Source organism: Stenotrophomonas sp. A3_2 (assembly GCF_036624925.1).
GTDB lineage: Bacteria > Pseudomonadota > Gammaproteobacteria > Xanthomonadales > Xanthomonadaceae > Stenotrophomonas > Stenotrophomonas hibiscicola.
In genome coordinates, this window is sequence record NZ_JAZKVY010000219.1 from 1 (window position 1) to 22,479 (window position 22,479).

The following is a 22,479-nucleotide window of genomic DNA, read 5'->3' on the forward strand; positions in this document are numbered from 1 at the left end:
CTGTGGCGACGAGCAACGGCTTTGACTGATGTGGAGGTCTTGCAGGCCTCTTTGGCAACCTGCAGTTTGAAACGAGCGTCATATCTGTTCATGTATCCCTCGGGGTTGGATCTGGCGTCCAACTCCCGGGGGTCACTTCACCCTGGGGGCTTGGCAGCGGCTTGCTAGCGTGCGCAATCCTGCGCACGCAGCAAGGCCGGGGTTGGGCGTCCTGCCCAACCCGCCATGCGCATGCGCCTGGCCCATGCCGCTGACAGTCCCGGTCAGCCTCACCCACCCGCGCCACCCAACATTTCGCGCGGCGGAGGGGTGAGCAAAGGCAGGGTCAAAGTCTGGGGTCAGAGCCCTTTGCTGCGCAAAGGGATCCGACCCCGACTCGACGCTCGCGGAAACAAAAAAGGCAGCCATCGGCTGCCTTTTTGCTTTTGCTCTTGCCCTTGATTCCGCCCTTCCCGTCCGCGCCAGCAGGAAACCTGACAGGCGGGGCGGGTGGGCCTTTGCAGGACCGTTCGCCGCATGGATGCGGCGACCGAGCCCCCATGGACGGGTTTACCGCGTGTCCTGCAAAGGCCCACCCGTCCCGCCCATCACGTATCAATCAAGGCGCTGACGGAGCGCTTGATAAACCTTATTCCGCCAACATCGCCGTCAGCTTCTCCCGCGCAGGGCCGGCCAGCTTCGGGTTGTCCAGCGCGAAACGGATCGTCGCCTCCACCAGCCCCAGATGCGTGCCGCAGTCGAAGCGGGTGCCCTCGAAACGATAGGCATCAACCTCTTCGGTCTTCAGCAGCTGCGCGATCGCGTCGGTCAGCTGGATCTCACCGCCGGCGCCGCTGCCGGTATTTTCCAGCAGCTCGAAGATCTTCGGGCTCAGCACGTAGCGGCCGACCACGGCCAGGTCGCTCGGCGCGTCCTCCGGCTTCGGCTTCTCCACGATCTGCGAAATGCGGCCCTTGCGGCCATCGAAGGCCTCGGTTGCGACGATGCCATAGCTGGCGGTCTTGTCGTGCGGCACATCTTCAACGGCGATGACGCTGGCGCCACTGGCTTCGTTCAGATCGGCCATCTGCTTCAGCGCGCCGTCGCCGCGGTTCCAGATCAGGTCGTCCGGCAGCAGCACTGCAAACGGCTCGTCACCGATCACGGCCTTGGCGCACAGCACTGCATGGCCCAGGCCCAGTGCTTCGGCCTGGGTCACGAAAATCGCGCGCACGCCATTGGGAAGCACGTGGCGGATCATCTCCAGCTGTTCCTGCTTGCCGGCGCGCTCGAGCTTCTGCTCCAGCTCGTAAGCCTTGTCGAAGTAGTCGGCCACGGCATGCTTGTAGCGGTTGGTGATGAACACCAGCGTGTCGCAACCAGCTTCGATTGCCTCATCGACCGCGTACTGGATCAGCGGACGATCAATGATCGGCAACATTTCCTTCGGAACCGTCTTGGTTGCCGGCAAGAAGCGTGTCCCGAGCCCTGCCACTGGAAAAACTGCCTTGCGAATTCGCTTGCTCATTGGTGCCTGTTGGCCTCACGTGCCGGAAAGGGCACGACTTTAGCGGATGAAATGTAAGCATCCTGTTCGATTGGCGAGAACTCCGGCATTGTCGCGAACAGGATCTCCTGGATGCTGGTGGTGTCGTAACCAGCCACGGCATCGCGCAGGCGCGGAACATTGCCCAGCACCAGGTCACGTGAGAACGCGCGCACACCGGCCTCGAGAATCTTCGGGTGCGCGGTGGAACGATAGTCCTCGTCCGAATAGAACAGCGTCTCGTGCAGCTTCTCGCCCGGACGCAGCCCGGTGTAGATGATCGGAATGTCCTTGTACGGCTGCTTGCCGGCCAGGCGGATCATCTGCTCGGCCAGTACGCGGATCGGCACCGGCTCGCCCATGTCGAGGGTATAGATCGCACCGTGCGACGCCGAGGCGGCGGCCTGCAGGATCAGCTGGCAGGCCTCCGGGATGGTCATGAAGTAGCGGCTGACTTCCGGGTCGGTGACGGTCACCGGCCCACCCCGCAGGATCTGTTCGCGGAACAGTGGCACCACGCTGCCGGCCGAGGCCAGCACGTTGCCGAAGCGCACCGTGACGAAACGGGTATGCGTGGACTTCTGGTCCAGGCTCTGGCAGATCATTTCCGCATAGCGCTTGCTGGCGCCCAGCGCATTGACCGGGTCGACGGCCTTGTCGGTGGAAATGAACACGAAGTGCTCGACGCGCGCTTCCAGGCAGGCGCGCGCCACGTTCTCTGTAGCCAGGATGTTGTTGCGCACCGCCTCGCGCAGCTGCCGCTCCAGCACCGGTACATGCTTGTAGGCGGCGGCATGGAAGGCGGTGTCGACGGGATGCAGCGACAGCGCATGGCGGATCACCGCCGGGTCGCCGCAATCGCCCAGCACTGCTTCAACCTCGACGTCCGGGAAGCTGCGTCGCAGCTCACCCTCGATGGTCAGCAACAGCAGCTCGCTGATCTCGAGCAGGATGATGCGACCGGCACCGTGACGCGCGCACTGGCGGCACAGCTCGGAGCCGATCGAGCCGCCAGCGCCGGTGACCATCACCGTACGCCCGCCCAACCAGCCACGGATCAGGTTCCAGTCCGGCATGATCGGCTTGCGGCCGAGCAGATCCTCGATCGCCACTTCCTTCAACTGCCCCGGCAGCGACTGGCCCTGCAGGATGTCGCTGAGCTTGGGCACGGTGCGGAACGGCACGCCGGTGCTTTCGCAGATGGCCACGATCCGCTGCATGCCTGCGGCGTCCAGCGAGGGGATGGCGATCACCAGCAGCTTGGCCGCCGTCTCACGGACCACGGTCGGCGCATCGTCCAGGGTGCCGAGGATCGGCAGGCCCTGCAGCTTGGCACCGCGCAGGTGCGGCGCATCGTCCAGCAGGCCGACCGGCTCGAAATTGCCTGAACGGCGCAGGTCACGGACCAAGGTCTCGGCGGCCTGGCCGGCACCCAGGATCAGCACGCGACGCGCGGATGAGTCCGACTGCAGCGCCTGGTAGTCCTTCCAGGCCCGGTACAGCAGGCGCGGCGCGCCCAGCAGCGCCGACAGCGCGAACGGATAGATCACCAGCACCGACATCGGCACGCCATCGAAGCGCTTCCACATCAGCACCAGCACGATGGCCACCATGCCGATGAAGCTGGCCTTGAAGATGTTCAGCAGGTCGCTGACGCTGGCGAACCGCCACAGCCCCCGATAGAGGCCCACGCGCCAGAACACCAGGCCCTGCAGCAGCAGCACCAGCGTGGTGTCGACGTTCCAGAGAGGGAGCTCGGGGGCGTTGGCCAGGATCGAGTACCGCCCTGCGTGCAGCAGCTGCCAGCATGCCCAGACCATGAACAGGTCGTGGCAGACGATGGCCGAACGCGGCATCAGGCCGAGGATTCTGTCCCGCCAGGGTGAAGCCATAAGTCAGGTATTTCCTTTTCGGTGGCGCAATCCATTGCGCAGGAGGAGCCAGAGGACGCTCAGCGCAATGAACCACGCGATCGCCACGGCAGCCTCCCACCTCGGCTGCAAGTTGGAGCAGACATTAAGCACTGTAATACTGAACAGGCCCAAAGCAAAGTACATCCCTGTTACCCGGGCGTGACTGGCTCCTGCCTGCACCGCGCGCTGGTAGACATGCTGGGTATGGGGTTCCATCCAGCGTTGTCCTGAAATGATGCGCGCCAGCAGTGTGAAGCCCGCGTCCACAAGGAACGGCGATGCCGACACAAGCAGCAGTATCCAGTTGATGTCGGTCTTGACACTGGCCAGTGCCAGCACCGCCGCAACCGCATAACCCAGCGCGCCACTTCCGACATCGCCCATGAAGATCCGGGCCCGTGGGAAGTTGAACGGCAGGAAGCCCAGGCACGCCAGGCCCAACGCGATGGCCGCCAGCGAGTACGGCCAGGGCAGCAACGGCGCCAGCCCCAGGGCCACCACAACGGCCTGGCTGGCCGCGATGCCGTTGATCCCATCCATGAAATTCCAGATGTTGATCAGAGAGGCAGTGAACAGCAGGACCAACACGGCCAGCAGCCAGCTGCCACCATGCACCCTGACCAGCGCGGCCAGCAGCGCGGCGGCGATGAAATGCACCATCAGGCGGCGCATGGCCGGAAGCGGCCGATGGTCATCCCACCAGCCGATACCCGCCACCAGCGCCAGGCCAAGGGCGGCCACGAGCAGGCTCGGAAGCGCTGCGGGCCAGGCCCACATGGCAACACCGGCGGTCACCAGCAGGCTGATGACGATGGCGATGCCGCCACCTCGAGGGGTCGCTACGCTGTGACTGCGGCGCTCGCCCGGCTGGTCAAACAGTTGCCGGCGCAGCGCATAGCCCCGCGCCGCCCAGGTCAGCGCCGCACTCAGCAGGGCCAGGCCCAGCAGCGCGCCCATCACGAGCCACGGCATGGATCAGAGCACCGCGTAATTCAACAGCGGCTTGACCGTACCCCACTCCTTGCAGCTCGGGCACTGCCAGTGATGGGTGCGCGCCCCGAAACCACAGCGGGTGCAGCGATAGGCCGGGTTGCGTACCAGCAACTGGTCGGTGATGTGCTTGAGGTCGTGCAGGGTCGCCGTGGAATCAGCGCCTTCAGCAAGGGTCAGGTCGATCAGCGCGGACTCGCCACGCACCGACGGGCGGTCCTTGAGCTGGCGGCCCAGGTAGGCACGGGCCGGGGCCACGCCCTCCTGCTCTTCCATCAGGCGGGTCAGCGCCAGCACCGGGGCAATGCCACGGTAATGTTCGGTCATCTCCGACAGGAAAGCGCGCGCGCCTGCCAGATCACCCACCTTGCGGTAGTTCTGCATCAGCGCCGGCAGCAGCTCCGGCAGGTACTCCGGATCATTGCGCGCAGCACGCTCGAACGCGCGTACGGCCGCTTCCGGATTGCCCGCGTCGGTTTCCAGGCGCCCTTCGATGATGCCGGCACGCACCGACATCGCATCGGCCTGGTAGGCCCGGGCGATCGCCGCCCTCGCCTCTTCCAGCTTGCCGGCACCGCGGAAGCGTTCGGCCAGTTCGCACTCGAACTGCCCGATCAGCTTGCCCATCGGCTCGCCGGTAACGTCCTCGAAACGGGTCGCGTTGTCGATCGCCTTTTCCCAGTCACGCTCGGCCTGGTAGATGCCGATCAGGTGCTTGAGTGCCTGCGGGGCACGCTGGTCCAGCTGCGCCAGTTCGGTGAACACGGTCTCGGCACGGTCCAGCAGGCCGGACTTCATGTAGTCCTCGCCCAGCGCCAGCAGCGCCTGCACGCGTTGCGCATCGCTGAGGTCGTGCCGGTTGACCAGGCCCTGGTGCAGGCGGATGGCGCGATCGACTTCGCCGCGGCGGCGGAACAGGTGGCCCAGCGCGACCTGGGTCTCGAAGGTTTCCTTGTCCAGCTCGGCGATGTGCAGGAACAGCTCGATGGCCTTGTCCGGCTGCTCGTTGAGCAGGTAGTTCAGGCCACGGAAGTAGGTGCTGGACAGGCGGCTGACCTGGTTGTCACCGTGGCGTTGACCACCACGCCGTCCGATCACCCACCCGGCCAGTGCGGCCAGCGGAACGAACAGGAAGAACCAGAACCACTCGGTGACGAAATCCATCTTCGATCAGCGTCCATCAAAAGATTGAGGGGAGGCAACCGGTGCCGGCGTGGCGGCAGCGGACTTGTTGGCGCGGCGCAGCTGGCTGTAGAGCGGAATGACCACGCTCACCAGCACCAGGCCAGCGCCAACGATGACGCCGATCAGCAACGCGGCAATGATGGCCACGCCGACCGAGGTCTTGAGCTGGGTGAACAGCAGGTTGATGGTCATCTCGTCCATGTTCATGGCACCGATGATCAACCCAACAATGAGTACCGCCAGCAGGACCAGCAGACGAAAAACCTTCATGCGACAGCTCCAGTGGCAGGAGTCCGTAGCTTATCCGACTCGCGGCTGGATTCGCACGCGGTGGCGCGACGGGAGGCTCAGGCCGGATCGGTGTCCAGCGGCAGCACACTGCTGACACGCTCGCGCAGTTCCTTGCCCGGCTTGAAATGTGGGACGTGCTTGCCCGGCAGGGCAACCGACTCGCCGGTCTTCGGGTTGCGACCCAGGCGCGGCGGCCGATAGTGCAGCGAGAAGCTGCCAAAACCACGGATTTCGATGCGATCCCCGGCGGACAGCGATCCGCCCATCATTTCCAGCAACGACTTCACCGCCAGATCGACATCATCGGCCTTCAGGTGCGCCTGGCGGCGCGCAAGGATTTCGATCAGTTCGGATTTGGTCATTACCGGCTCACATCAGGGGTATCTCAGCCTGAAACGGCCCGGGCAAGGCCCGGGCCGTCCAGGAAACAACGAACAGCCTAAGGCCGATTACTCGGACTTGTTGCCGTTCAGCTGTGCACGCAGCAGTGCGCCCAGCTGGGTGGTGCCGCTGGAAGCCGAAGAGGACTGGTATTCCTCCAGCACTTCGCGCATTTCCGCGTCGTCCTTGGCCTTGATCGACAGCTGCAGGGTACGGCCCTTGCGGTCCATGCCCACGAACTTGGCTTCGACCTTGTCGCCGACCTTCAGGTGCTGGGTGGCGTCGTCAACGCGCTCGTTGGCGATGTCGCGGGCCGAGACGTAACCTTCGATGCCGTCAGCCAGCTCGATGATCGCGCCCTTGGCGTCGACTTCCTTCACCACGCCTTCGACCTTGGAGCCCTTCGGATTGGCAGCCATGTACTGGCCGAACGGATCCTGCTCCAGCTGCTTCACGCCCAGGGAGATGCGCTCGCGCTCCGGATCGACAGCCAGGACGACGGCGTCCAGGGTATCGCCCTTCTTGAAGTTGCGAACGACGTCTTCGCCGGTGGTGTTCCAGCTGATGTCGGACAGGTGGACCAGGCCGTCGATGCCGCCGTCCAGGCCGATGAAGATGCCGAAGTCGGTGATCGACTTGATCTGGCCCGACACCTTGTCACCCTTCTTGTGGGTGGCAGCGAAGGTTTCCCACGGGTTGGCGGCAACCTGCTTCATGCCCAGCGAGATGCGGCGACGCTCTTCATCGACGTCCAGCACCATCACTTCGACTTCATCACCAACCTGCACAACCTTGGACGGGTTGACGTTCTTGTTGGTCCAATCCATCTCCGAGACGTGCACCAGGCCTTCGACGCCCGGCTCGATCTCAACGAACGCACCGTAATCGGTGACGTTGGAGACCTTGCCGAAGACGCGGCTGTTGGCCGGGTAACGACGGCCGATGTTGTCCCACGGATCCTCGCCCAGCTGCTTCAGGCCCAGCGAAACGCGGTTGCGCTCGCGGTCGAACTTCAGCACGCGAACGTCCAGCTCGTCGCCAACGTTCACGACTTCCGACGGGTGACGCACGCGCTTCCACGCCATGTCGGTGATGTGCAGCAGGCCGTCGATACCGCCCAGGTCCACGAACGCGCCGTAATCGGTCAGGTTCTTGACGACACCCTTCAGGATCGCGCCTTCCTGCAGCTTGTCCATCAGCTGCTCGCGCTCTTCCGAGTGCTCGCTTTCGACGACAGCGCGGCGCGAGACCACGACGTTGTTACGCTTGCGGTCCAGCTTGATGAGCTTGAACTCGAGCTCCTTGCCTTCCAGGTAGGCCGGATCGCGCACCGGGCGCACATCGACCAGGGAACCCGGCAGGAAGGCGCGGACATCCTTGATGTCCACGGTGAAACCACCCTTGACCTTGCCGCTGATGCGGCCGGTGATGGTTTCGTTCTTTTCCAACGCTTCTTCCAGCTCGTCCCACACCATCGCGCGCTTGGCCTTCTCGCGCGACAGGACGGTTTCGCCGAAGCCGTTCTCGATCGAGTCGAGGGCGACCTTGACGATGTCGCCTTCGGCGACGTCGATTTCGCCAGCGTCGTTACGGAACTGTTCGATCGGCACGATGCCTTCGGACTTCAGGCCAGCGTTGATCACCACGACGTCGCCGCGGACTTCAACAACGGTACCGCTGACGATGGCGCCCGGCTTCAGCTTGGCCAGGTTGGCCTGGCTGGCTTCAAACAGTTCGGCAAATGATTCGGTCATTAGATTTACTCTGTTGGACACATGGGTCGGTGGCGTCCCCTTCAGGGGAATGGCGACCGCCCGCCTGTTGGTCGACCCCGGAAACGCAGGTCGTGTGTAGTAGGAAAACCGCCACGCATCAGTGCGCGACGGAGCGGGTACAGCACTGCTTTGCGCGACCACTGCCGATGCGGCTGGCAGTGCTCCCGCGCGAACGGATCAGGCAGCCGGAACCGGAAGCAGATCCATCACTCGGGCAACGACATCATCGATGCCGATGCCTGTGGTGTCGATGAGGACAGCATCGTCTGCCGGCTTCAGGGGCGCCACGGTACGCTGGGCATCACGGGCGTCGCGGGCCATGATCTCGCGCAGGAGGTCATCAAAGTTAACAGAAACCCCCTTGTCTTTCAACTGCTTATGCCGGCGCTCGGCGCGCTCCTCGGCGCTGGCGGTCAGGAAGACCTTGTGGGGGGCATCCGGGAAGATCACCGTGCCCATGTCGCGGCCGTCGGCGACCAGGCCCGGCAGCTCCCTGAATGCGCGCTGCCGCTCCTTCAGGGCGGCCCGGACCTCGGGGATGGCGGCGATGGCAGAGGCCAGGGCGCCGGTGGTCTCCAGGCGCAGCTCGTCGGTGGCATCGGTGCCGTTGACCATGACCCGCATGGCATCGCCCTGCTCGACAAACTGAACATGGGTATCGAAGGTGCAGCGCACCAGCGCCGAGGCGTCGGAGGTGTCGATGTCGGCCCAGCTTGCGGCCACGCCCACCGCCCGGTACAGCGCACCCGAATCCAGGTAATGCCAGCCCATGCGGCGCGCGATGATGCGGCTGATGGTACCCTTGCCGGCCCCGGATGGGCCGTCGATGGTCAGGACGGGAGCGAGTGGATTCATGGGGGTCCCAGAGCGTGTGAAGGGGTCATTCTAGCCCCTGCCAGACGCCCCCAGCGGGGTCTTTTGTGCAACCACTTGAAACCACGAGGAAAAGCCCGGTAGAATGGCGGGCTTGAACGAGCGTCAACTGCCGATTGTCTTTCGCATATCGCGGCCACGCTCCACCCGAACAACTACTGTTTACGCCGAGGTATGCCATGAAAGTCCTGTCCTCCCTGAAGTCGGCGAAGGCCCGTCACCGCGACTGCAAGGTCGTCCGTCGTCGCGGCAAGATCTTCGTCATCTGCAAGTCGAACCCGCGTTTCAAGGCGCGTCAGCGCTAAGCCTCACAGCCTTCCGGCTGCGGCTGGCCCTACGCGGGGCCGACCCGATGCAAGAAACCGCCTTCGGGCGGTTTTTTGTTTATGCGGCTTTTTCCTGCCGTTTTTGCTGTAATCGCCTTTCTTGACCACTGGGGAGTAGATCGAGATGAAGCGTTACCTGTCCGCCCTGGCCGTGATGGCCACCCTGGCCGCCGCCACGCCGGCGCTGGCCGATACCCTGCTTGTCGACCGCGCCCGCGAGAAGCCGGCCGGTGCCCTGCCCGTGCGCGGCCAGAGCATGCAGCAGGTGCAGGCGCAGTTCGGCGCGCCGAGCGAGCAGCTGCAGCCGCGTGGCGGGCAGAAGCGGCAATGGCCGACCATCAACCGCTGGGTGTACCCGCAGTTCACCGTCTACTTCGAGAAGCAGAAGGTGATCGACGTGGTGGCCAACCAGGCGGACCCGAACGAAATCGGCCCGAAACCGCCGATCCGCTGATCCCCTTACCCGCCGTGGGCGGGCCTGTGTAGCGAGACCATGAACCAGACCCTTCGTTTTCCTGCCGAGTGGGAAGCCCAGAGCGGCGTCCTGATTGCCTGGCCCACCGCCGATACCGACTGGGCTGACCGCCTGGGCCAGGTGGAAGAGACCTACATCGCCCTGGTCGCGGCCATCACCCGCTTCCAGCCGGTGTTGATCTGCGTGGCCGACGACGATGTGGAGACCTACGCCGAGATGCGGCTGCGCTCCAACCGCATCGACATGGACAAGGTCCACTTCACCACGGCGGCCTACGACGATACCTGGCTGCGTGACTCCGGCCCGATCACCCTGCGCCGTGCCGACGGCGGTTTCCAGCTGCTGGATTTCCGCTTCACCGGCTGGGGCGGCAAGTTCGACGCCACCCTGGATGACCAGCTGGTGGGCGTGCTGGACCAGGCCGGCGTGTTCAACGACGCGCCGGTGCGCAGCATCCCGTTCGCGCTGGAAGGCGGCGGCATCGAGACCGATGGCGAAGGCACCCTGTTGACCACCTGGAAGTGCCTGCACGAGCGCCACCCGGACCGCGACCGGGCAAGCCTGAGCGCCGACCTGGCCAACTGGCTGCAGCAGGACCGCGTGCTGTGGCTGGACCACGGCTACCTGGAAGGCGACGACACCGACGCCCACATCGACACCCTGGCCCGTTTCGCCTCGCCTGACAGCATCGTCTACCAGGCCTGCGACGACGCGAGCGACTCGCACTACGCCGAACTGCAGGCGATGGGCAACGAACTGGCCGCGCTGCGTACCAAGGATGGGAAGCCGTACCGCCTGTTCCCGCTGCCGTGGGCACAGCCGGTGATCGACGAAGGCCGCCGCCTGGCGGCGTCGTACGCCAATTACCTGATCATCAACGGCGCGGTGCTGATGCCGGCCTACGGCGATCCGGCTGATGACCTGGCCCGCGACGTGCTGGCCCAGGCCCATCCGGGCCGCGAGATCGTGCAGGTGCCCTGCCGCTCGCTGATCTGGCAGAACGGCAGCCTGCACTGCATCACCATGCAGCTGCCGGAAGGGCTGTTGAAGGCATAAGCCGGACCGGTAGCGGCCGGGCCCCCCCCCCGGGCGGCGCCACCACCCCCACAAAACCCCCGCCGGCCCCCCCCGGCGCGCCCCCCCCCCCCCCACACACCCGGCCGGCCGGGCCCCCCCGCTACCGTGTGCGGACGCCATTCAGCGCGCAACACGCTGCGGCCGCCCATCCGCGCTAACATGCAGGTTTTCTCCCGCAGGAACGCCCCGCATGAACTCGCGCAGCCCCCTTACCGTCGCCCTGATCCAGGAGCGCAACCACGGTGACGCCGCCGCCAACCTGGCGGTGATCGAAGCACGCGTGGCCGAGGCGGCTGCGCAGGGTGCCAAGCTGGTGCTGCTGCAGGAACTGCACAACGGTCCGTACTTCTGCCAGCACGAGTCGGTGGACGAGTTCGACCTGGCCGAGCCGATTCCCGGACCGAGCACCGAGCGCCTGGGCGCGCTGGCGAAGCAGCATGGCGTAGTGCTGGTCGGCTCGCTGTTCGAGCGCCGCGCCGCCGGCCTGTACCACAACACTGCGGTGGTGTTCGAAAAGGACGGCACCTTGCTCGGCAAGTACCGCAAGATGCACATCCCGGACGACCCGGGCTTCTACGAGAAGTTCTACTTCACCCCGGGTGACATCGGCTTCAAGCCGATCGATACTTCGGTGGGCCGCCTGGGCGTGCTGGTGTGCTGGGACCAGTGGTACCCGGAAGCGGCGCGCCTGATGGCGCTGGCCGGTGCCGAGCTGCTGCTGTACCCGACCGCGATCGGCTGGGACCCGGACGACGTGCAGGACGAGAAGACCCGCCAGCGTGACGCCTGGGTGCTGAGCCACCGCGGCCATGCCGTGGCCAACGGCCTGCCGGTGCTGAGCTGCAACCGCGTCGGCCACGAAGCCTCGCCGCTGGGTGCCTCGGGCATCCAGTTCTGGGGCAACAGCCACGTGCTCGGCCCGCAGGGCGAGTTCCTGGCCGAGGCCGGCACGGACGCCACCGTGCTGCTGTGCGATGTCGACCTGCAGCGCAGCGAGCACGTGCGCCGCATCTGGCCGTTCCTGCGCGACCGTCGCATCGACGCGTACGGTGACCTGCTCAAGCGCTACATCGACTGAGCCGGAGCCGCGCATGGCCGTCCTCATCCGTGATGCCGGCCCGGCCGACATCGACGCGATCACCGCGATCTATGCGGTGGAAGTGACCGACTTCGTCAACACCTACGAGTACGACATTCCGGACGCGACCGAGATGCTGCGCCGCATGCGCGACATTGTCGATCGCGGCTTTCCCTACCTGGTCGCCGAAATCGACGGCCAGGTGGCCGGCTACGCCTACGCCAACACCTACCGCACCCGCATTGCCTACCAGTGGACCGTGGAGAACTCGGTCTACGTCGATGCCGCGTTCCAGGGCAAGGGCGTCGGCACCAGCCTGCTGCAGGCCCTGATCGATGCCTGCGTGGCGCGTGGCTACCGGCAGATGGTGGCCGTGATCGGCGAACCGACCAACACCGCCTCGATCAAGCTGCACGAACGCTTCGGCTTCGAGCTGGTGGGCGTGTTCCGTGGCCTCGGCCGCAAGCATGGCCGCTGGCTGGACACCGTGCAGATGCAGCGCGCGCTCGGCGATGGCGCCGAAACCGCACCTTTCAATGAATGAACCCATGACCGAAACCCTTCCCGAGACCGGCGACGATCTGTTCGCCGGCCAGCCGGTGCGCGTCGTCGAACGCGACGGCGTGCGCTACACCCTGCTGGGCACCGCCCACGTTTCGCGCGCCAGCGTCGAAGCAGTGGAGAAAGCCATCGACAGCGGCCGCTTCGATGCCGTTGCCGTTGAACTGGACCCGCAGCGCCTGCAGGCGCTGAGCGACCCGGATACGCTGGCCAAGCTCGACCTGGTCGAGGTGATCCGCAAGGGCCGCGTCGCCCTGTTCGCCGCCAACCTGGCCCTGTCCGCCTACCAGCGCCGCTTGGCCGAACAGCTCGACATCGAGCCCGGTGCCGAGCTGAAGCGCGCGGTGGACCTGGCGCGCGAGCGCAACCTGCCGGTGCACCTGATCGACCGCGAGGTCGGCCTGACTTTCCGCCGCGCCTCGCAGCGGCTGGGCTTCTTCGGCAAGCTGAAGCTGGTTGCCGGTCTCGGCGCCGGCCTGTTCTCGTCCGAGGAAGTGGGCGAGAACGAGATCGAGAAGCTCAAGCAGGGCGACATGCTGGAATCGAGCTTCGGCGAGTTCGCCAGCGAGAGCCCGGCACTGTACGAGACCATCATCGGCGAGCGCGACCGCTACATGGCCACGCGCCTGCGCGAGGAACACGACCCGCAGCAGCGTGAAGTGCTGGCGGTTGTCGGTGCGGGTCATCTGGCAGGCCTGGCGCGTTACCTGGAAACCGACACCGAGGCACCGGCACCGCTGCGCGCCGAGCTGGAGGCGGTACCGAAGAAGCGCAACATTCCGTGGTTCACGCTGGGCATCCTGGCCATCGTGGCGACCGGCATCGGCGTGGGCTTCTACCGCGGCGGGCTGGGCGTGGGTACCGAACTGCTGGCGACCTGGGCGATGTTTACCGGCGGCTTGGCGGGCCTGGGCTGCCTGCTGGCAGGCGGTCACCCGCTGAGCATCCTCACCGCGATCGCGGTGGCCCCGTTCAAGCCGTTCCGCCTGAGCATCCCGACCGGCGCATTCTCGGCCTTGGTGGAAGCGCGCCTGCGCAAGCCGGCGTATGAGGACTTCCTCAAGCTGCGCGACGATGCGCAGAGCCTGAAGGGCTGGTATCGCAATCGCGTCACCCGCGTGGTGCTGACCTTCATGCTGACCAACATCGGCAGCATGCTCGGCCTGTGGCTGACCACGTTCAAGGTGTGGGGCAAGGTGGCGGGGTAACGTCCCGCCACACGTAGCTATACTCCGCATTTAAGGAAGGAACAGTCCAATGGATGCATACGATGCGCTGATGCGCGATGGCTTCGTGGTGGTGCGACAGGCCATCGCACCCGCACTGGTCAGGGACATCAACGAGCGCATCTCGCGCTTCAAACAGCGCAATCCAAAGGCGGTCTCGCGCAACCTGGACGACCACCAGCGCATGTATCGGGTGGTAAACCTGCACCTGGCGGTGGATGCGATGACCCGCCTGCTCACTGACAACCCGGCCATCGACGTCTGCGATCGCTTCCTCGGCGAACCGACCACGCTCTACACCAGCCTCTACTACGAGCGCGGATCGGAGCAGTCATTGCATCGCGATACGCCAGTGTTCTGCACGTCCCCGGGCGAGCGCTACATGGGGGTATGGACCGCGCTGGATGCGGTTGACGAAAGCAATGGCCCCCTGCGCGTGGTTCCGGGCAGCCACCTGTTGCCGCCCATCGATGTGCAGGCACTGCGACGCGAAGTCTTCGGCGACGGCCCGATCAGCGCCATGTCGCCGGAGGGCTGGGCCACCTATCAGGATGCGGTGGCGCGCCAGTGCGAAGACGCTGGCCTGAAGCCGCAGTCGGTGCACGTGCAGCCAGGCGATGTGATCGTCTGGCACCCGCAGCTGTTCCATGGCGGCGCCCCGCATCCCTCTGCCGGAACCCGCCGCAGCGTGGTCATGCACGTGACCCCGAAGTCGATGCCCGTGGGTCACATGGATGTTTTCTACGGGCAAACCCCTCCGCTGGCCAAAGCGCCCTGGCGCTATTACAGGCGTGGTCAGCGTGAGATCGCGCGATTCGGGCAGGTGGATTTCGGTCACGAGTACACGCGCCGGACCTGGTTCCTGCGCAAAGCCTGACTCAAGCCAAAAAAAGGGGGAGGCCGCCCCACTACGACCGGCCTCCCCCACACCACAACACGTTGTCGCGCATTACAGCCGGGCAGCGCCCGGCTCTACCCTCTCCACACCTCGCGCGCGGCGGATCAGCCGCGTCACGGCACTGCGCAGGTCATCCAGCACCGCGTAGATCGTCGGCAGGAACAGGAGGCTGACCACGGTGGAGAACGCAAGCCCGCCGGCAATCGCGCGCGCCATCGGCGCGTACTCCGGACCATTGCCGAACATCTGCGTGTTGGTCAGCGAGATCGGCACCATCGCCAGGATCGCCGTACCCATCGTCATCATGATCGGGCGCAATCGCTCGCGTGAGCCCTCAACCAGCGCCTGCGTGCGTCCCATGCCGCCGCGCCGCAGGTTGTTGATGTGCTCGATCATCACGATGCCGTTGTTCACCACCACGCCCATCAGCACCAGGATGCCGATGAAGGACATGATCCCGAACGAGGTACCGGTGATCCAGAACAGCCAGAACACACCGAAGATCGAGAACAGCACGCCACTCATGATCGCCGCCGGGAACAGCAGCGACTCGAACACCGCCGCCATCACCACGTAGATCATCACCAGCGCGATCAGCAGGTTGAACACCATCTGCTGCATCGCTTCGTCGTCGTTGCCGTAGTCGCCGCCATCGAAGGTGAAGCCATAGCCGGCCGGGAAGTTCATCGGCTTGAGCACCGATTCCATCGCCTTGCGGCCATCCGGTGCGGTGACCTTCTCGGCCAGGTTGGCCTTGATGGTCAGCGTGGTCTGGCGGTTGGTGCGGCCGATCTGGGTGGCCGACGAGCCGACGTCAACGGTGACCAGGCTCAGCAGCGGCACGCTGCGGCCGTCGCCGGTGCGCACGCTGAAACCGGCCAGGTCTTCCGGGCTGCTCTGCTCGGCGCCCGCGAAGCGCACCCACACCGGCACTTCATTGTCGCCGCGGCGGAACTCGCGCATCGGCGCACCGCGCAGGGCCAGGCCGACGAAGCTGGCCACCTGCTCGGCATTGAAGCCGAATGCGGCGGCGCGCTCGCGGTCGACGCGCACCTTCAGCTCGCCGCCCTTCTCGCCGTTGTCGATGCGCACGTCGCGCAGCTCGGCACGCTGGGCCAGCAGCGGCACCACTTCCTGGCCGATCTCCTGCAGCATCGAACTGGAGTCGCCCACCAGCTGCACCTGCACGCCCTGGTTGCCGCCACCGCCGCCATCACCGCCCTGGTTGCCGACGAAGTAGTCGGTGCGGGCCGACTTCGGCAGGCCCTTGCGCAGCTCTTCCTGCAGCGCCTTGATGTCCTTGGCGTACTTCTCGTCCAGGGTGACCACGGTCGAGCTGCCTTCCTGCTCGCTGTACCAGGAGTACACCTGCTTGACGTGCAGGCGCTCGCGGTTGGCGTCGATCCAGTTCTCCACGCGCGCCACCTCCTCGGACATCTGCCGATAGGTATAGGCGCCCTTCCACATGTAGCCGATGAAGATGTCCTTGCCGCCATCACCGCCGAACATGTCGACCTTGGTCAGCTTCATCGGCACCAGGCTGACCAGCACCACCAGCACGATGCCGAGCAGGCTCCAGCCGCGATGGTGCAGCGACCAGTCCAGCAGCCTGGCGTAGCGGCGCTGCAGCCGCGCGATCAGGCCGGTCTGCGAGTGCACCAGCTTGGGCGTGGCCATGCGCGCGGACAGCATCGGGATCAGGCTGACCGCGACCAGCCACGAGGCCAGCAGCGAGACCGAGATGGTGATCGCGATCTGCGCCATGAAGATGCTGATGTTGTTGGTCTCGCCGAACAGGTTCGGCACGAACACGATGCAGTGGCACAAGGTGCCAGCGCTGAGCGCGATGGCCACGTTGCGGGTGCCGATGATCGAGGCCAGGCGCGGCTGTCCCGGCATGCGCTCGCGCTCCTGGTAGATGCTCTCCACCACCACCACGGCGTTGTCGACCAGCATGCCCACCGCCAACAGCAGGCCCATCATGGTCAGGATGTTCAGCGTCACCCCGACGAAGTACATGAAACCCAGGGTGATGGTGAAGCAGATCGGGATGGCCAGGGTGACCATCAGCGTGGACGGCCAATGGCGCAGGAAGAAGAACAGCACCGTGATCGACAGGATCAGGCCGACCGCACCGGCCTCGGCCAGTTCCAGCAGCGAGGAGGTCACCGCCCTGCCCTGGTTGTCGATCACCTTGATCTGCACGTCGCGCATCGATGCTTCGGCACGGATCGACTCGACTTCAGCCAGCGCCGCGCGCGACACCTCCACCAGGTTGGCGCTGCGCTCCTTGAAGATGTCCAGGCCGACGGCCGGGTTGCCGTCCAGGCGGCGCCCGTAGTTCATCCGCGCCGGCTTCAGGCGCACGTCGGCGATGTCGCCCAGGCGCAGGCCCTTGGCGTTGATCACCAGGTCGCGCATTTCCTGCAGGTCGGTGATCTCGCCCACCGGCTGCACGCGCACGCGCTGGCCGTTGTCGTCGATCTGGCCGGCCGAGATCGAGAAGTTCAGCGTGCGCAGGCGCTCGCTCAGCTCGTTGATGCTCAACCCATGCGCGTTGAGCCGGTTCGGATCGATGGCGATCTCCACCTCGTTCGGCGGCGCGCCGGTGATGTCGACGCGGGCCACGCCGGGGATGCGCTCGATGCGCCGCTTGAACTCGCGGTCGAGCATGTCGTAAGCGGTGGTCAGGTCGGTGGTGCTGGCCAGGCGCACCTTCAGCACCGGCTGGTCGCTGCTGGACCACTTGAACACGTTGTAGCGCTGCAGGTCATCGGGCAGGTCGCTGCGGATCGCATCGATGCGCTCGCGTGCATCGGACGCGGCGATGGCAATGTCCCGGTCCCAGTCGCTGAACTCGATGAAGATCAGCGCCGCCTCGGAGGTCGCCGACGAGCGCATCCGCTTGATGCCGGTCATCGTCGCCAGCGATTCCTCCACCGGGCGGATGATGGTCCGCTCCACTTCCTCCGGGGTTGAACCGGTGTACGGGATCTGCACGAACAGGAACGGCGCGGAGATGTCCGGCAGCGCTTCCAACGGCAGCCGGAACGAGGCGATCAGGCCGATCACCACCAGTGACACGAAACACATGATGGTGGTGACCGGACGGCGGATGGAGAACTCGGCAACACTCATGCCGGCTCCTCCACACCCGCCGCGCTGCCTGCTGCACCCGGCTCGATCTCGCCGGCGTGCTTGCGGCCACGCTCGCGGTAGTAGGCATCACCGCGGCGATCCATCAGGTCGTACACCACCGGGATCACCAGCAGGGTGAGCAGGGTCGACACCAGCAGGCCACCGATCACGGTGATGGCCATCGGCGCACGCACTTCAGCGCCCTCGCCCATCGCCACCGCCAGCGGCAGGAAGCCGAACAGCGTGCACAGCGTGGTCATGATGATCGGCCGCAGGCGCGAACGTGCCCCTTCCACCAGGGCCTCATGCTTGGCCACGCCGGCCTCGCGCAGCTGGTTGACCTTGTCGATCAGGATGATCGCGTTCTTGGTGACCAGGCCGACCAGCAGGATCAGGCCGATGAACACCACCACCGAGATGGGCTTGCCGGTCAGTGCCAGCGCCAGGATGGCACCGACCAGCGCCAGCGGGATGGTGAACAGGATCACGAACGGGTGCAGGAGCGATTCGAACTGCGAGGCCATCACCAGGTAGACCAGGAAGATGGCCAGGCCGAAGGCGAAGATCAGCGACTTCGCCGCCTGCGCCAGCTCCTCACCCTGGCCACCGATGTGCAGGCCGACACCCGCGCCCAGCGGCTGCTCGGCCACCATCTGCTGCACTTCGCGCATGGCCGCGCCCAGATCGATATCGCGCAGGTTGGCTGACACGACGGCCACCCGGGTCTGGTCAGCGCGATGGATCTCGCTGGGACCAGTGGTGGCGACCACGTCGGCCACCGCGTCCAGCGTCACCGGACGGGTACTGCCCGGATTGACGATCAGCCGGCGGATGCTCTCCACGCTGGCACGGTCGCCCTCCTGGGCACGCACCAGCACGTCGATCTTGCGGTCACGGAAGCTGTAGCGGGTGGCCACGTCACCGCGCACCTTCTTCACCACCACGTCGGCGATCTGGCGGGTGGTCAGGCCCAGCGCACCGGCACGTTCCTGGTCGAAGCGGATCTGGATTTCCGGGAAGCCCTCTTCAACCGTGGACTTCACGTCGGCGTAGTGCGCATTGCCGCGCAGCATCGCCGCCAGGCGCTGGCCGGCCACTTCCAGCGTCGCCATGTCCTGCCCACGCAGCTCGATTTCCAGCGGCGTGGAGAAGCTGAACAACGCCGGGCGCGCGAAGTCGACCTGTGCACCCGGATGCTGGCCCATGGTGTCACGCAGGCGCTCGGTGATCTCCGCCTCGGTACGCGCGTTGCCGCCGCCTTCCATCACCACGGTCAGCTTGCCGATGTTCTCGCCGCTCTCGGTCGGGCTGGCATCCAGGCGGGTGCCGCTGCCGCTGACGCCATACAGCGAGGCCACGCCCTCGCCGTTGCCGTGGGCCAGCTGCAGCTCGCGCACCAGCGCATCGGTCTGCTTCAGCGGCGTGCCGGCCGGCAGCTTCACCGTCATTTCGAAACGGTCCTGCGCCAGCTGCGGGATCAGGTCGGCACCGAGCATCGGCACCAGTGCCATGGTCGCCACGAAGATGATCGTGGCCACGCCCAGCACCTTGCCGGGATGCGCCAGCGCGCTCGGCAGCAGGCGCAGGTAGCCGCGCTCGGCACCGGCATAGGGCTTCATCGCCAGATCGCTGGCCTTGCGCATCACCGGGCCAACCACCGCCACCACGCCACGCCACGCCCGCACGACCAGCCAGGCCAGTGCATAGAAGCTCCAGCGCGCGGTCGCCACGGCACCACGGCGCCCCAGCGCCACCGGCTTCTGCCAACGGTTCTGCGGCTGCCACGGTTCGTTCGGTGCCTCTTCCGGGAACGCCAGCGGCGGCCGTCCCTTCAGCGAGCTCAGCATCGGGATCAGGGTCATCGACACCAGCAGCGAGATCGCAATGGCGATCGCCACGGTCATTGCCTGGTCGCGGAACAGCTGGCCGGCGATGCCATCGACGAACACCAGCGGCAGGAACACCGCGATGGTGGTCAGGGTCGAGGCGACCACGGCCATGCTCACTTCGCGGGTACCGACGATGGCCGCCTGCAGGATACCCAGGCCACGCTCACGCGCCTTGGCAATGCTCTCCAGCACCACGATCGAGTCGTCCACCACCAGGCCGGTGGCCAGCGCCAGGCCGCCCAGCGACATCACGTTCAAGCTGAGGCCGAGCTGGCCCATGAAGAAGAACGTGGCGATGATCGAGACCGGCAACGACAGGCTGATCACGAAGGTGCTCCAGCCATCGCGCAGGAACAGGAAGATGATCAGGATCGCCAGCAGGCCACCGATCACCGCATCCTTCTTGACGTCGGCGATGGCGTGCTCGATGAAGCGCGACTGGTCCTCGATGGTGGTCATCTCGACATCGGACGGGAACGTGCCCTTGATCTGCTCCAGGCGCTTGCGCAGCGCTTCGGCGGTGGACACGGTATTGGCGTCGCCTTCCTTGTAGATCGCCAGTTCCACCGATTCCTTGCCGCCCAAGCGGATCACCGCTTCACGCTCCTTGTAGCCCTGGCGCACGGTGGCCACGTCCTTCAGGCGCACCGGCACGCCGTTGGCGACCACGCTGGAGCCACTACCGGACGATGCGCTCTGTGCCGCCGACGCCGCCGCGATGGCGGCCGCCGACCCGGTCGACGCGGCGATGTTGAACATCTGCTGCAACGCCGAGTCGGCCGCGCTGCCGTTCGAGCCCTGGGTGGTGACCAGCAGGTTGCGGATTTCCTCCAGGTCGGCGAACTGGTTGACGGTACGCACCAGGAAGCGCTGCGAGCCCTCCTCCAGGCGGCCACCGGAGATGTTGATGTTCTCGTCCTTCAGGCGCTTGATGACGGTGTCGATCGGCAGGTTCAGCTGGGCCAGCTTCTGCTGGTCGATGTCGACCTGGATCTCGTCCTCGAGGCCGCCACCGACCTTGACCGCTGCCACGCCGGTGACCGGCTCCAGCTTCTTCTTCAGGTCTTCATCGGCATAGCGGCGCAGGCCGGTCAGCTCGCGGATCGCATCGGCATCGGTGGCTGGCGCGTCCTTGCTCGACAGCACCAGACGCATGATCGGCTCGGTGGATGGATTGAACCGCAGCAGTACCGGGGCCTTGGCCTCCAGCGGCAGGTTCAGCGCCTCCATCTTGTCGCGCACCTCCAGGCTGGCCTGGTCCATGTTGGTGCCCCAGGCGAACTCCAGCACCACATCGCTCTGGCCGGTGCGCGAGACCGACTTCAGCTTGCGCAGATTCTTGACCACGCCCACCGCTTCTTCGACCGGCTGGCTGATCAGGGTTTCGATTTCAGTCGGCGCCGCACCGGTGTACTCGGTGCGCACGGTCAGCGTCGGGTAGCTCAGGTCGGGCAGCAGGTTGACCTTGAGGTTGCCCAGCGCGATCAGCCCGAACAGCAGCAGGGTGACCGTGCACATGGCGATGGTCACGCGGCGGCGGGTGGCGAATTCCACCAGGCCGCCGCGCATGCCGGCGGCGGCGCCGTCGCTCGCCGGCGAGGCACCGTGGTCGTGGCCCGGGGCGGTCATTGCTTGCTCCCGGCCTTGTCTGCCGGCTTGGCGGCCGCTGCGACCGTCTTCGCCTTTGCCTTCGGATCGGCGATCACCTGCACTGCGGTGCCGTCGCGCAGCGCGACCTTGCCGGCGGTGACCACCTGATCACCGGCCGCCAGGCCATCACGGATCTCCACCCACGGGCCCTCGGCGTAACCCAGCTTGACCGGAACGCGTGCGACCTTGCCTTCGCGCACCCGGAACACCGCCGGCTCACCGTCGTCGAGCAGCGCCAGGCGCGGCACCACGAGCGCATCGGCACGCTGGTCGTAATCGATGCGGATGCGCCCGAACATGCCGGGCTGCAGCGCGTGCGCGGCGCCATCGAAGGCACTGACCACGCGAAACGTGCCGCTGCCCGAATCCACCACCGGCGCGATGCGGTCGACGGTGCCGGTGAAGCTCTGGCCCGGCAACGCGTCGGCGGCCAGGGTTACCGGCTGACCGGCGCGCAACGTGGCCAGCTCGCGCTCGGGCACGTTGAGGGTGGCTTCCAGGCGCGAGTTGTCGACGATGCGGAAGATCGGCGTGTTGATCTGGACGAAGTTGCCGGTCTTGATCGAGCGCGAGGCGATCACGCCGGAGATCGGCGCCACCACCGTGGTATAGGACAGTTCCAGCGTGGCCAGGCGGTACTGCGCGCGGACGTTCTCCAGGTCGAAACGCAGCTGGTCGACATCGGCCGCACTGACCATCTGCTGACCAACCAGTTTCTGTGCACGCTGGTAGTTGTTCTCCAGCTTGCGCATCTGCGCTTCGCTCTGGGCTACGGCCAAGCGTGCGCGGTCCGGGTCCAGGCGCACCAGCGGCTGGCCGGCGGTGACCCGCTGGCCTTCCTCGACCAGCACCGCCAGCGCCACACCGGAGGTCTTGGCCACCACCTGCGACTCGGCGCGTGGTTCCAGCGCGGCGGTGCCTGTGTAACTGGCCGCGACCGCGCGATGGCTGGCCACGGCCACTTCGACCGGGACCGCATCGACCTTCTTCTCCTCCTTGGTGTCGGCGGCCTTGGCTTCGGAATTGGGCCCTGCGGCGCAACCGCCCAGCAGCAGGGAGGTGGAGATCAGCAGTGCGGCAGCGCAGATTCCGCTGCGACGGCCGGACGGGAAGGTTGGGTGCGACATCGTCAGGTCCCTGGAGGATGCGTGGACAGGTGTGGTAGCAAAGTAATGCACCACTTCACGGCCACACCATATCCCAAAGGTCATGGTGCCTTCACGCCACC

General features: G+C 65.9%; 19 protein-coding genes. 7 read left to right on the plus strand and 12 right to left on the minus strand.

Annotation, left to right across the window (positions count from 1 at the left end; genetic code table 11):
- The 9 genes from R5H29_RS07620 to cmk all read right to left on the minus strand — a co-directional run.
- Positions 1-92, minus strand: a 92-nt coding sequence (locus tag R5H29_RS07620; RefSeq protein WP_332329010.1) for a transposase, incomplete at its 3' end; no start/stop codon positions are given.
- 536 nt (positions 93-628) lie between these two features.
- Positions 629-1,507, minus strand: a complete 879-nt coding sequence (gene galU / locus R5H29_RS07625) for a UTP--glucose-1-phosphate uridylyltransferase GalU (RefSeq protein ID WP_134735392.1) — start codon at positions 1,505-1,507, stop codon at positions 629-631.
- Positions 1,504-3,417, minus strand: a complete 1,914-nt coding sequence (locus R5H29_RS07630; protein ID WP_019661302.1) for a nucleoside-diphosphate sugar epimerase/dehydratase — start codon at positions 3,415-3,417, stop codon at positions 1,504-1,506. Before R5H29_RS07630 ends, galU begins: the two co-directional genes overlap by 4 nt.
- Positions 3,418-3,420: 3 nt before the next feature.
- Positions 3,421-4,410 (minus strand): glycosyltransferase family 4 protein, encoded by a 990-nt coding sequence (locus R5H29_RS07635; RefSeq protein ID WP_021204149.1) that lies wholly within the window; start codon positions 4,408-4,410, stop codon positions 3,421-3,423.
- 3 nt (positions 4,411-4,413) lie between these two features.
- Complete coding sequence (lapB, locus tag R5H29_RS07640; protein ID WP_019661300.1) at positions 4,414-5,592, minus strand: lipopolysaccharide assembly protein LapB; 1,179 nt, start codon at positions 5,590-5,592, stop codon at positions 4,414-4,416.
- Between the two features lie 6 nt (positions 5,593-5,598).
- Entirely contained in the window at positions 5,599-5,883 is a 285-nt protein-coding gene (locus R5H29_RS07645; RefSeq protein ID WP_019661299.1) for a LapA family protein, read from the minus strand.
- Positions 5,884-5,960: 77 nt separating this feature from the next.
- A complete protein-coding gene (locus tag R5H29_RS07650; protein WP_180877331.1) occupies positions 5,961-6,266 on the minus strand; it encodes an integration host factor subunit beta in 306 nt (101 codons plus the stop codon).
- Between the two features lie 87 nt (positions 6,267-6,353).
- Positions 6,354-8,039: a 30S ribosomal protein S1 gene (rpsA, locus tag R5H29_RS07655; RefSeq protein ID WP_005416230.1), complete on the minus strand. Its 1,686-nt coding sequence runs from the start codon at positions 8,037-8,039 to the stop codon at positions 6,354-6,356.
- A gap of 198 nt (positions 8,040-8,237) precedes the next feature.
- Complete coding sequence (cmk, locus tag R5H29_RS07660; RefSeq protein WP_019661298.1) at positions 8,238-8,915, minus strand: (d)CMP kinase; 678 nt, start codon at positions 8,913-8,915, stop codon at positions 8,238-8,240.
- A gap of 197 nt (positions 8,916-9,112) precedes the next feature.
- Here cmk and ykgO point away from each other — a divergent pair, with 197 nt between their 5' ends.
- The 7 genes from ykgO (at position 9,113) to R5H29_RS07695 (ending at position 14,553) form a co-directional block, all read left to right on the plus strand.
- Positions 9,113-9,238: a type B 50S ribosomal protein L36 gene (gene ykgO / locus R5H29_RS07665; protein WP_005409283.1), complete on the plus strand. Its 126-nt coding sequence runs from the start codon at positions 9,113-9,115 to the stop codon at positions 9,236-9,238.
- A gap of 175 nt (positions 9,239-9,413) precedes the next feature.
- Positions 9,414-9,713 (plus strand): hypothetical protein, encoded by a 300-nt coding sequence (locus tag R5H29_RS07670; protein ID WP_227837998.1) that lies wholly within the window; start codon positions 9,414-9,416, stop codon positions 9,711-9,713.
- A gap of 39 nt (positions 9,714-9,752) precedes the next feature.
- The gene (locus tag R5H29_RS07675; protein WP_019661297.1) at positions 9,753-10,790 is read left to right on the plus strand and encodes an agmatine/peptidylarginine deiminase; all 1,038 of its coding nucleotides are present in this window, start codon (positions 9,753-9,755) and stop codon (positions 10,788-10,790) included.
- Between the two features lie 211 nt (positions 10,791-11,001).
- Positions 11,002-11,889, plus strand: coding sequence for a carbon-nitrogen hydrolase (locus R5H29_RS07680; RefSeq protein ID WP_049397762.1), 888 nt, complete (start codon positions 11,002-11,004; stop codon positions 11,887-11,889).
- A 13-nt stretch (positions 11,890-11,902) separates the two neighbouring features.
- Positions 11,903-12,433 carry a GNAT family N-acetyltransferase gene (locus R5H29_RS07685; protein ID WP_021204152.1) on the plus strand — a complete coding sequence of 177 codons (531 nt, stop codon included), beginning with the start codon at positions 11,903-11,905 and terminating at the stop codon, positions 12,431-12,433.
- 4 nt (positions 12,434-12,437) lie between these two features.
- Positions 12,438-13,658, plus strand: coding sequence for a TraB/GumN family protein (locus R5H29_RS07690; protein WP_111104631.1), 1,221 nt, complete (start codon positions 12,438-12,440; stop codon positions 13,656-13,658).
- Between the two features lie 49 nt (positions 13,659-13,707).
- Positions 13,708-14,553, plus strand: coding sequence for a phytanoyl-CoA dioxygenase family protein (locus tag R5H29_RS07695; protein ID WP_332329006.1), 846 nt, complete (start codon positions 13,708-13,710; stop codon positions 14,551-14,553).
- A gap of 72 nt (positions 14,554-14,625) precedes the next feature.
- Here R5H29_RS07695 and R5H29_RS07700 read toward each other — a convergent pair whose 3' ends face one another.
- From R5H29_RS07700 to R5H29_RS07710, 3 genes are read right to left on the minus strand one after another with little or no spacing between them, the layout of a single operon-like run.
- Positions 14,626-17,712, minus strand: a complete 3,087-nt coding sequence (locus R5H29_RS07700; RefSeq protein ID WP_134730487.1) for an efflux RND transporter permease subunit — start codon at positions 17,710-17,712, stop codon at positions 14,626-14,628.
- Positions 17,709-21,230 carry an efflux RND transporter permease subunit gene (locus R5H29_RS07705; RefSeq protein ID WP_407073524.1) on the minus strand — a complete coding sequence of 1,174 codons (3,522 nt, stop codon included), beginning with the start codon at positions 21,228-21,230 and terminating at the stop codon, positions 17,709-17,711. The genes R5H29_RS07700 and R5H29_RS07705 overlap by 4 nt, the downstream gene beginning before the upstream one ends.
- On the minus strand, positions 21,227-22,378 hold the full coding sequence (locus R5H29_RS07710; RefSeq protein ID WP_019661291.1) for an efflux RND transporter periplasmic adaptor subunit: 1,152 nt from the start codon (positions 22,376-22,378) through the stop codon (positions 21,227-21,229). Before R5H29_RS07710 ends, R5H29_RS07705 begins: the two co-directional genes overlap by 4 nt.
- Positions 22,379-22,479 lie beyond the last annotated feature (101 nt).

Excerpts from the sequence above, each read along its gene's own strand:
- R5H29_RS07630 (WP_019661302.1), bottom strand. The coding sequence starts at position 3,417 with ATGGCTTCACCCTGGCGGGACAGAATCCTCGGCCTGATGCCGCGTTCG.
- rpsA (WP_005416230.1), bottom strand. The coding sequence starts at position 8,039 with ATGACCGAATCATTTGCCGAACTGTTTGAAGCCAGCCAGGCCAACCTG.
- R5H29_RS07685 (WP_021204152.1), top strand. The coding sequence starts at position 11,903 with ATGGCCGTCCTCATCCGTGATGCCGGCCCGGCCGACATCGACGCGATC.
- galU (WP_134735392.1), bottom strand. The coding sequence starts at position 1,507 with ATGAGCAAGCGAATTCGCAAGGCAGTTTTTCCAGTGGCAGGGCTCGGG.
- R5H29_RS07650 (WP_180877331.1), bottom strand. The coding sequence starts at position 6,266 with ATGACCAAATCCGAACTGATCGAAATCCTTGCGCGCCGCCAGGCGCAC.
- R5H29_RS07680 (WP_049397762.1), top strand. The coding sequence starts at position 11,002 with ATGAACTCGCGCAGCCCCCTTACCGTCGCCCTGATCCAGGAGCGCAAC.
- R5H29_RS07645 (WP_019661299.1), bottom strand. The coding sequence starts at position 5,883 with ATGAAGGTTTTTCGTCTGCTGGTCCTGCTGGCGGTACTCATTGTTGGG.
- ykgO (WP_005409283.1), top strand. The coding sequence starts at position 9,113 with ATGAAAGTCCTGTCCTCCCTGAAGTCGGCGAAGGCCCGTCACCGCGAC.
- R5H29_RS07695 (WP_332329006.1), top strand. The coding sequence starts at position 13,708 with ATGGATGCATACGATGCGCTGATGCGCGATGGCTTCGTGGTGGTGCGA.
- lapB (WP_019661300.1), bottom strand. The coding sequence starts at position 5,592 with ATGGATTTCGTCACCGAGTGGTTCTGGTTCTTCCTGTTCGTTCCGCTG.
- R5H29_RS07635 (WP_021204149.1), bottom strand. The coding sequence starts at position 4,410 with ATGCCGTGGCTCGTGATGGGCGCGCTGCTGGGCCTGGCCCTGCTGAGT.
- cmk (WP_019661298.1), bottom strand. The coding sequence starts at position 8,915 with ATGAATCCACTCGCTCCCGTCCTGACCATCGACGGCCCATCCGGGGCC.
- R5H29_RS07690 (WP_111104631.1), top strand. The coding sequence starts at position 12,438 with ATGACCGAAACCCTTCCCGAGACCGGCGACGATCTGTTCGCCGGCCAG.
- R5H29_RS07705 (WP_407073524.1), bottom strand. The coding sequence starts at position 21,230 with ATGACCGCCCCGGGCCACGACCACGGTGCCTCGCCGGCGAGCGACGGC.
- R5H29_RS07670 (WP_227837998.1), top strand. The coding sequence starts at position 9,414 with ATGGCCACCCTGGCCGCCGCCACGCCGGCGCTGGCCGATACCCTGCTT.
- R5H29_RS07700 (WP_134730487.1), bottom strand. The coding sequence starts at position 17,712 with ATGAGTGTTGCCGAGTTCTCCATCCGCCGTCCGGTCACCACCATCATG.
- R5H29_RS07675 (WP_019661297.1), top strand. The coding sequence starts at position 9,753 with ATGAACCAGACCCTTCGTTTTCCTGCCGAGTGGGAAGCCCAGAGCGGC.
- R5H29_RS07710 (WP_019661291.1), bottom strand. The coding sequence starts at position 22,378 with ATGTCGCACCCAACCTTCCCGTCCGGCCGTCGCAGCGGAATCTGCGCT.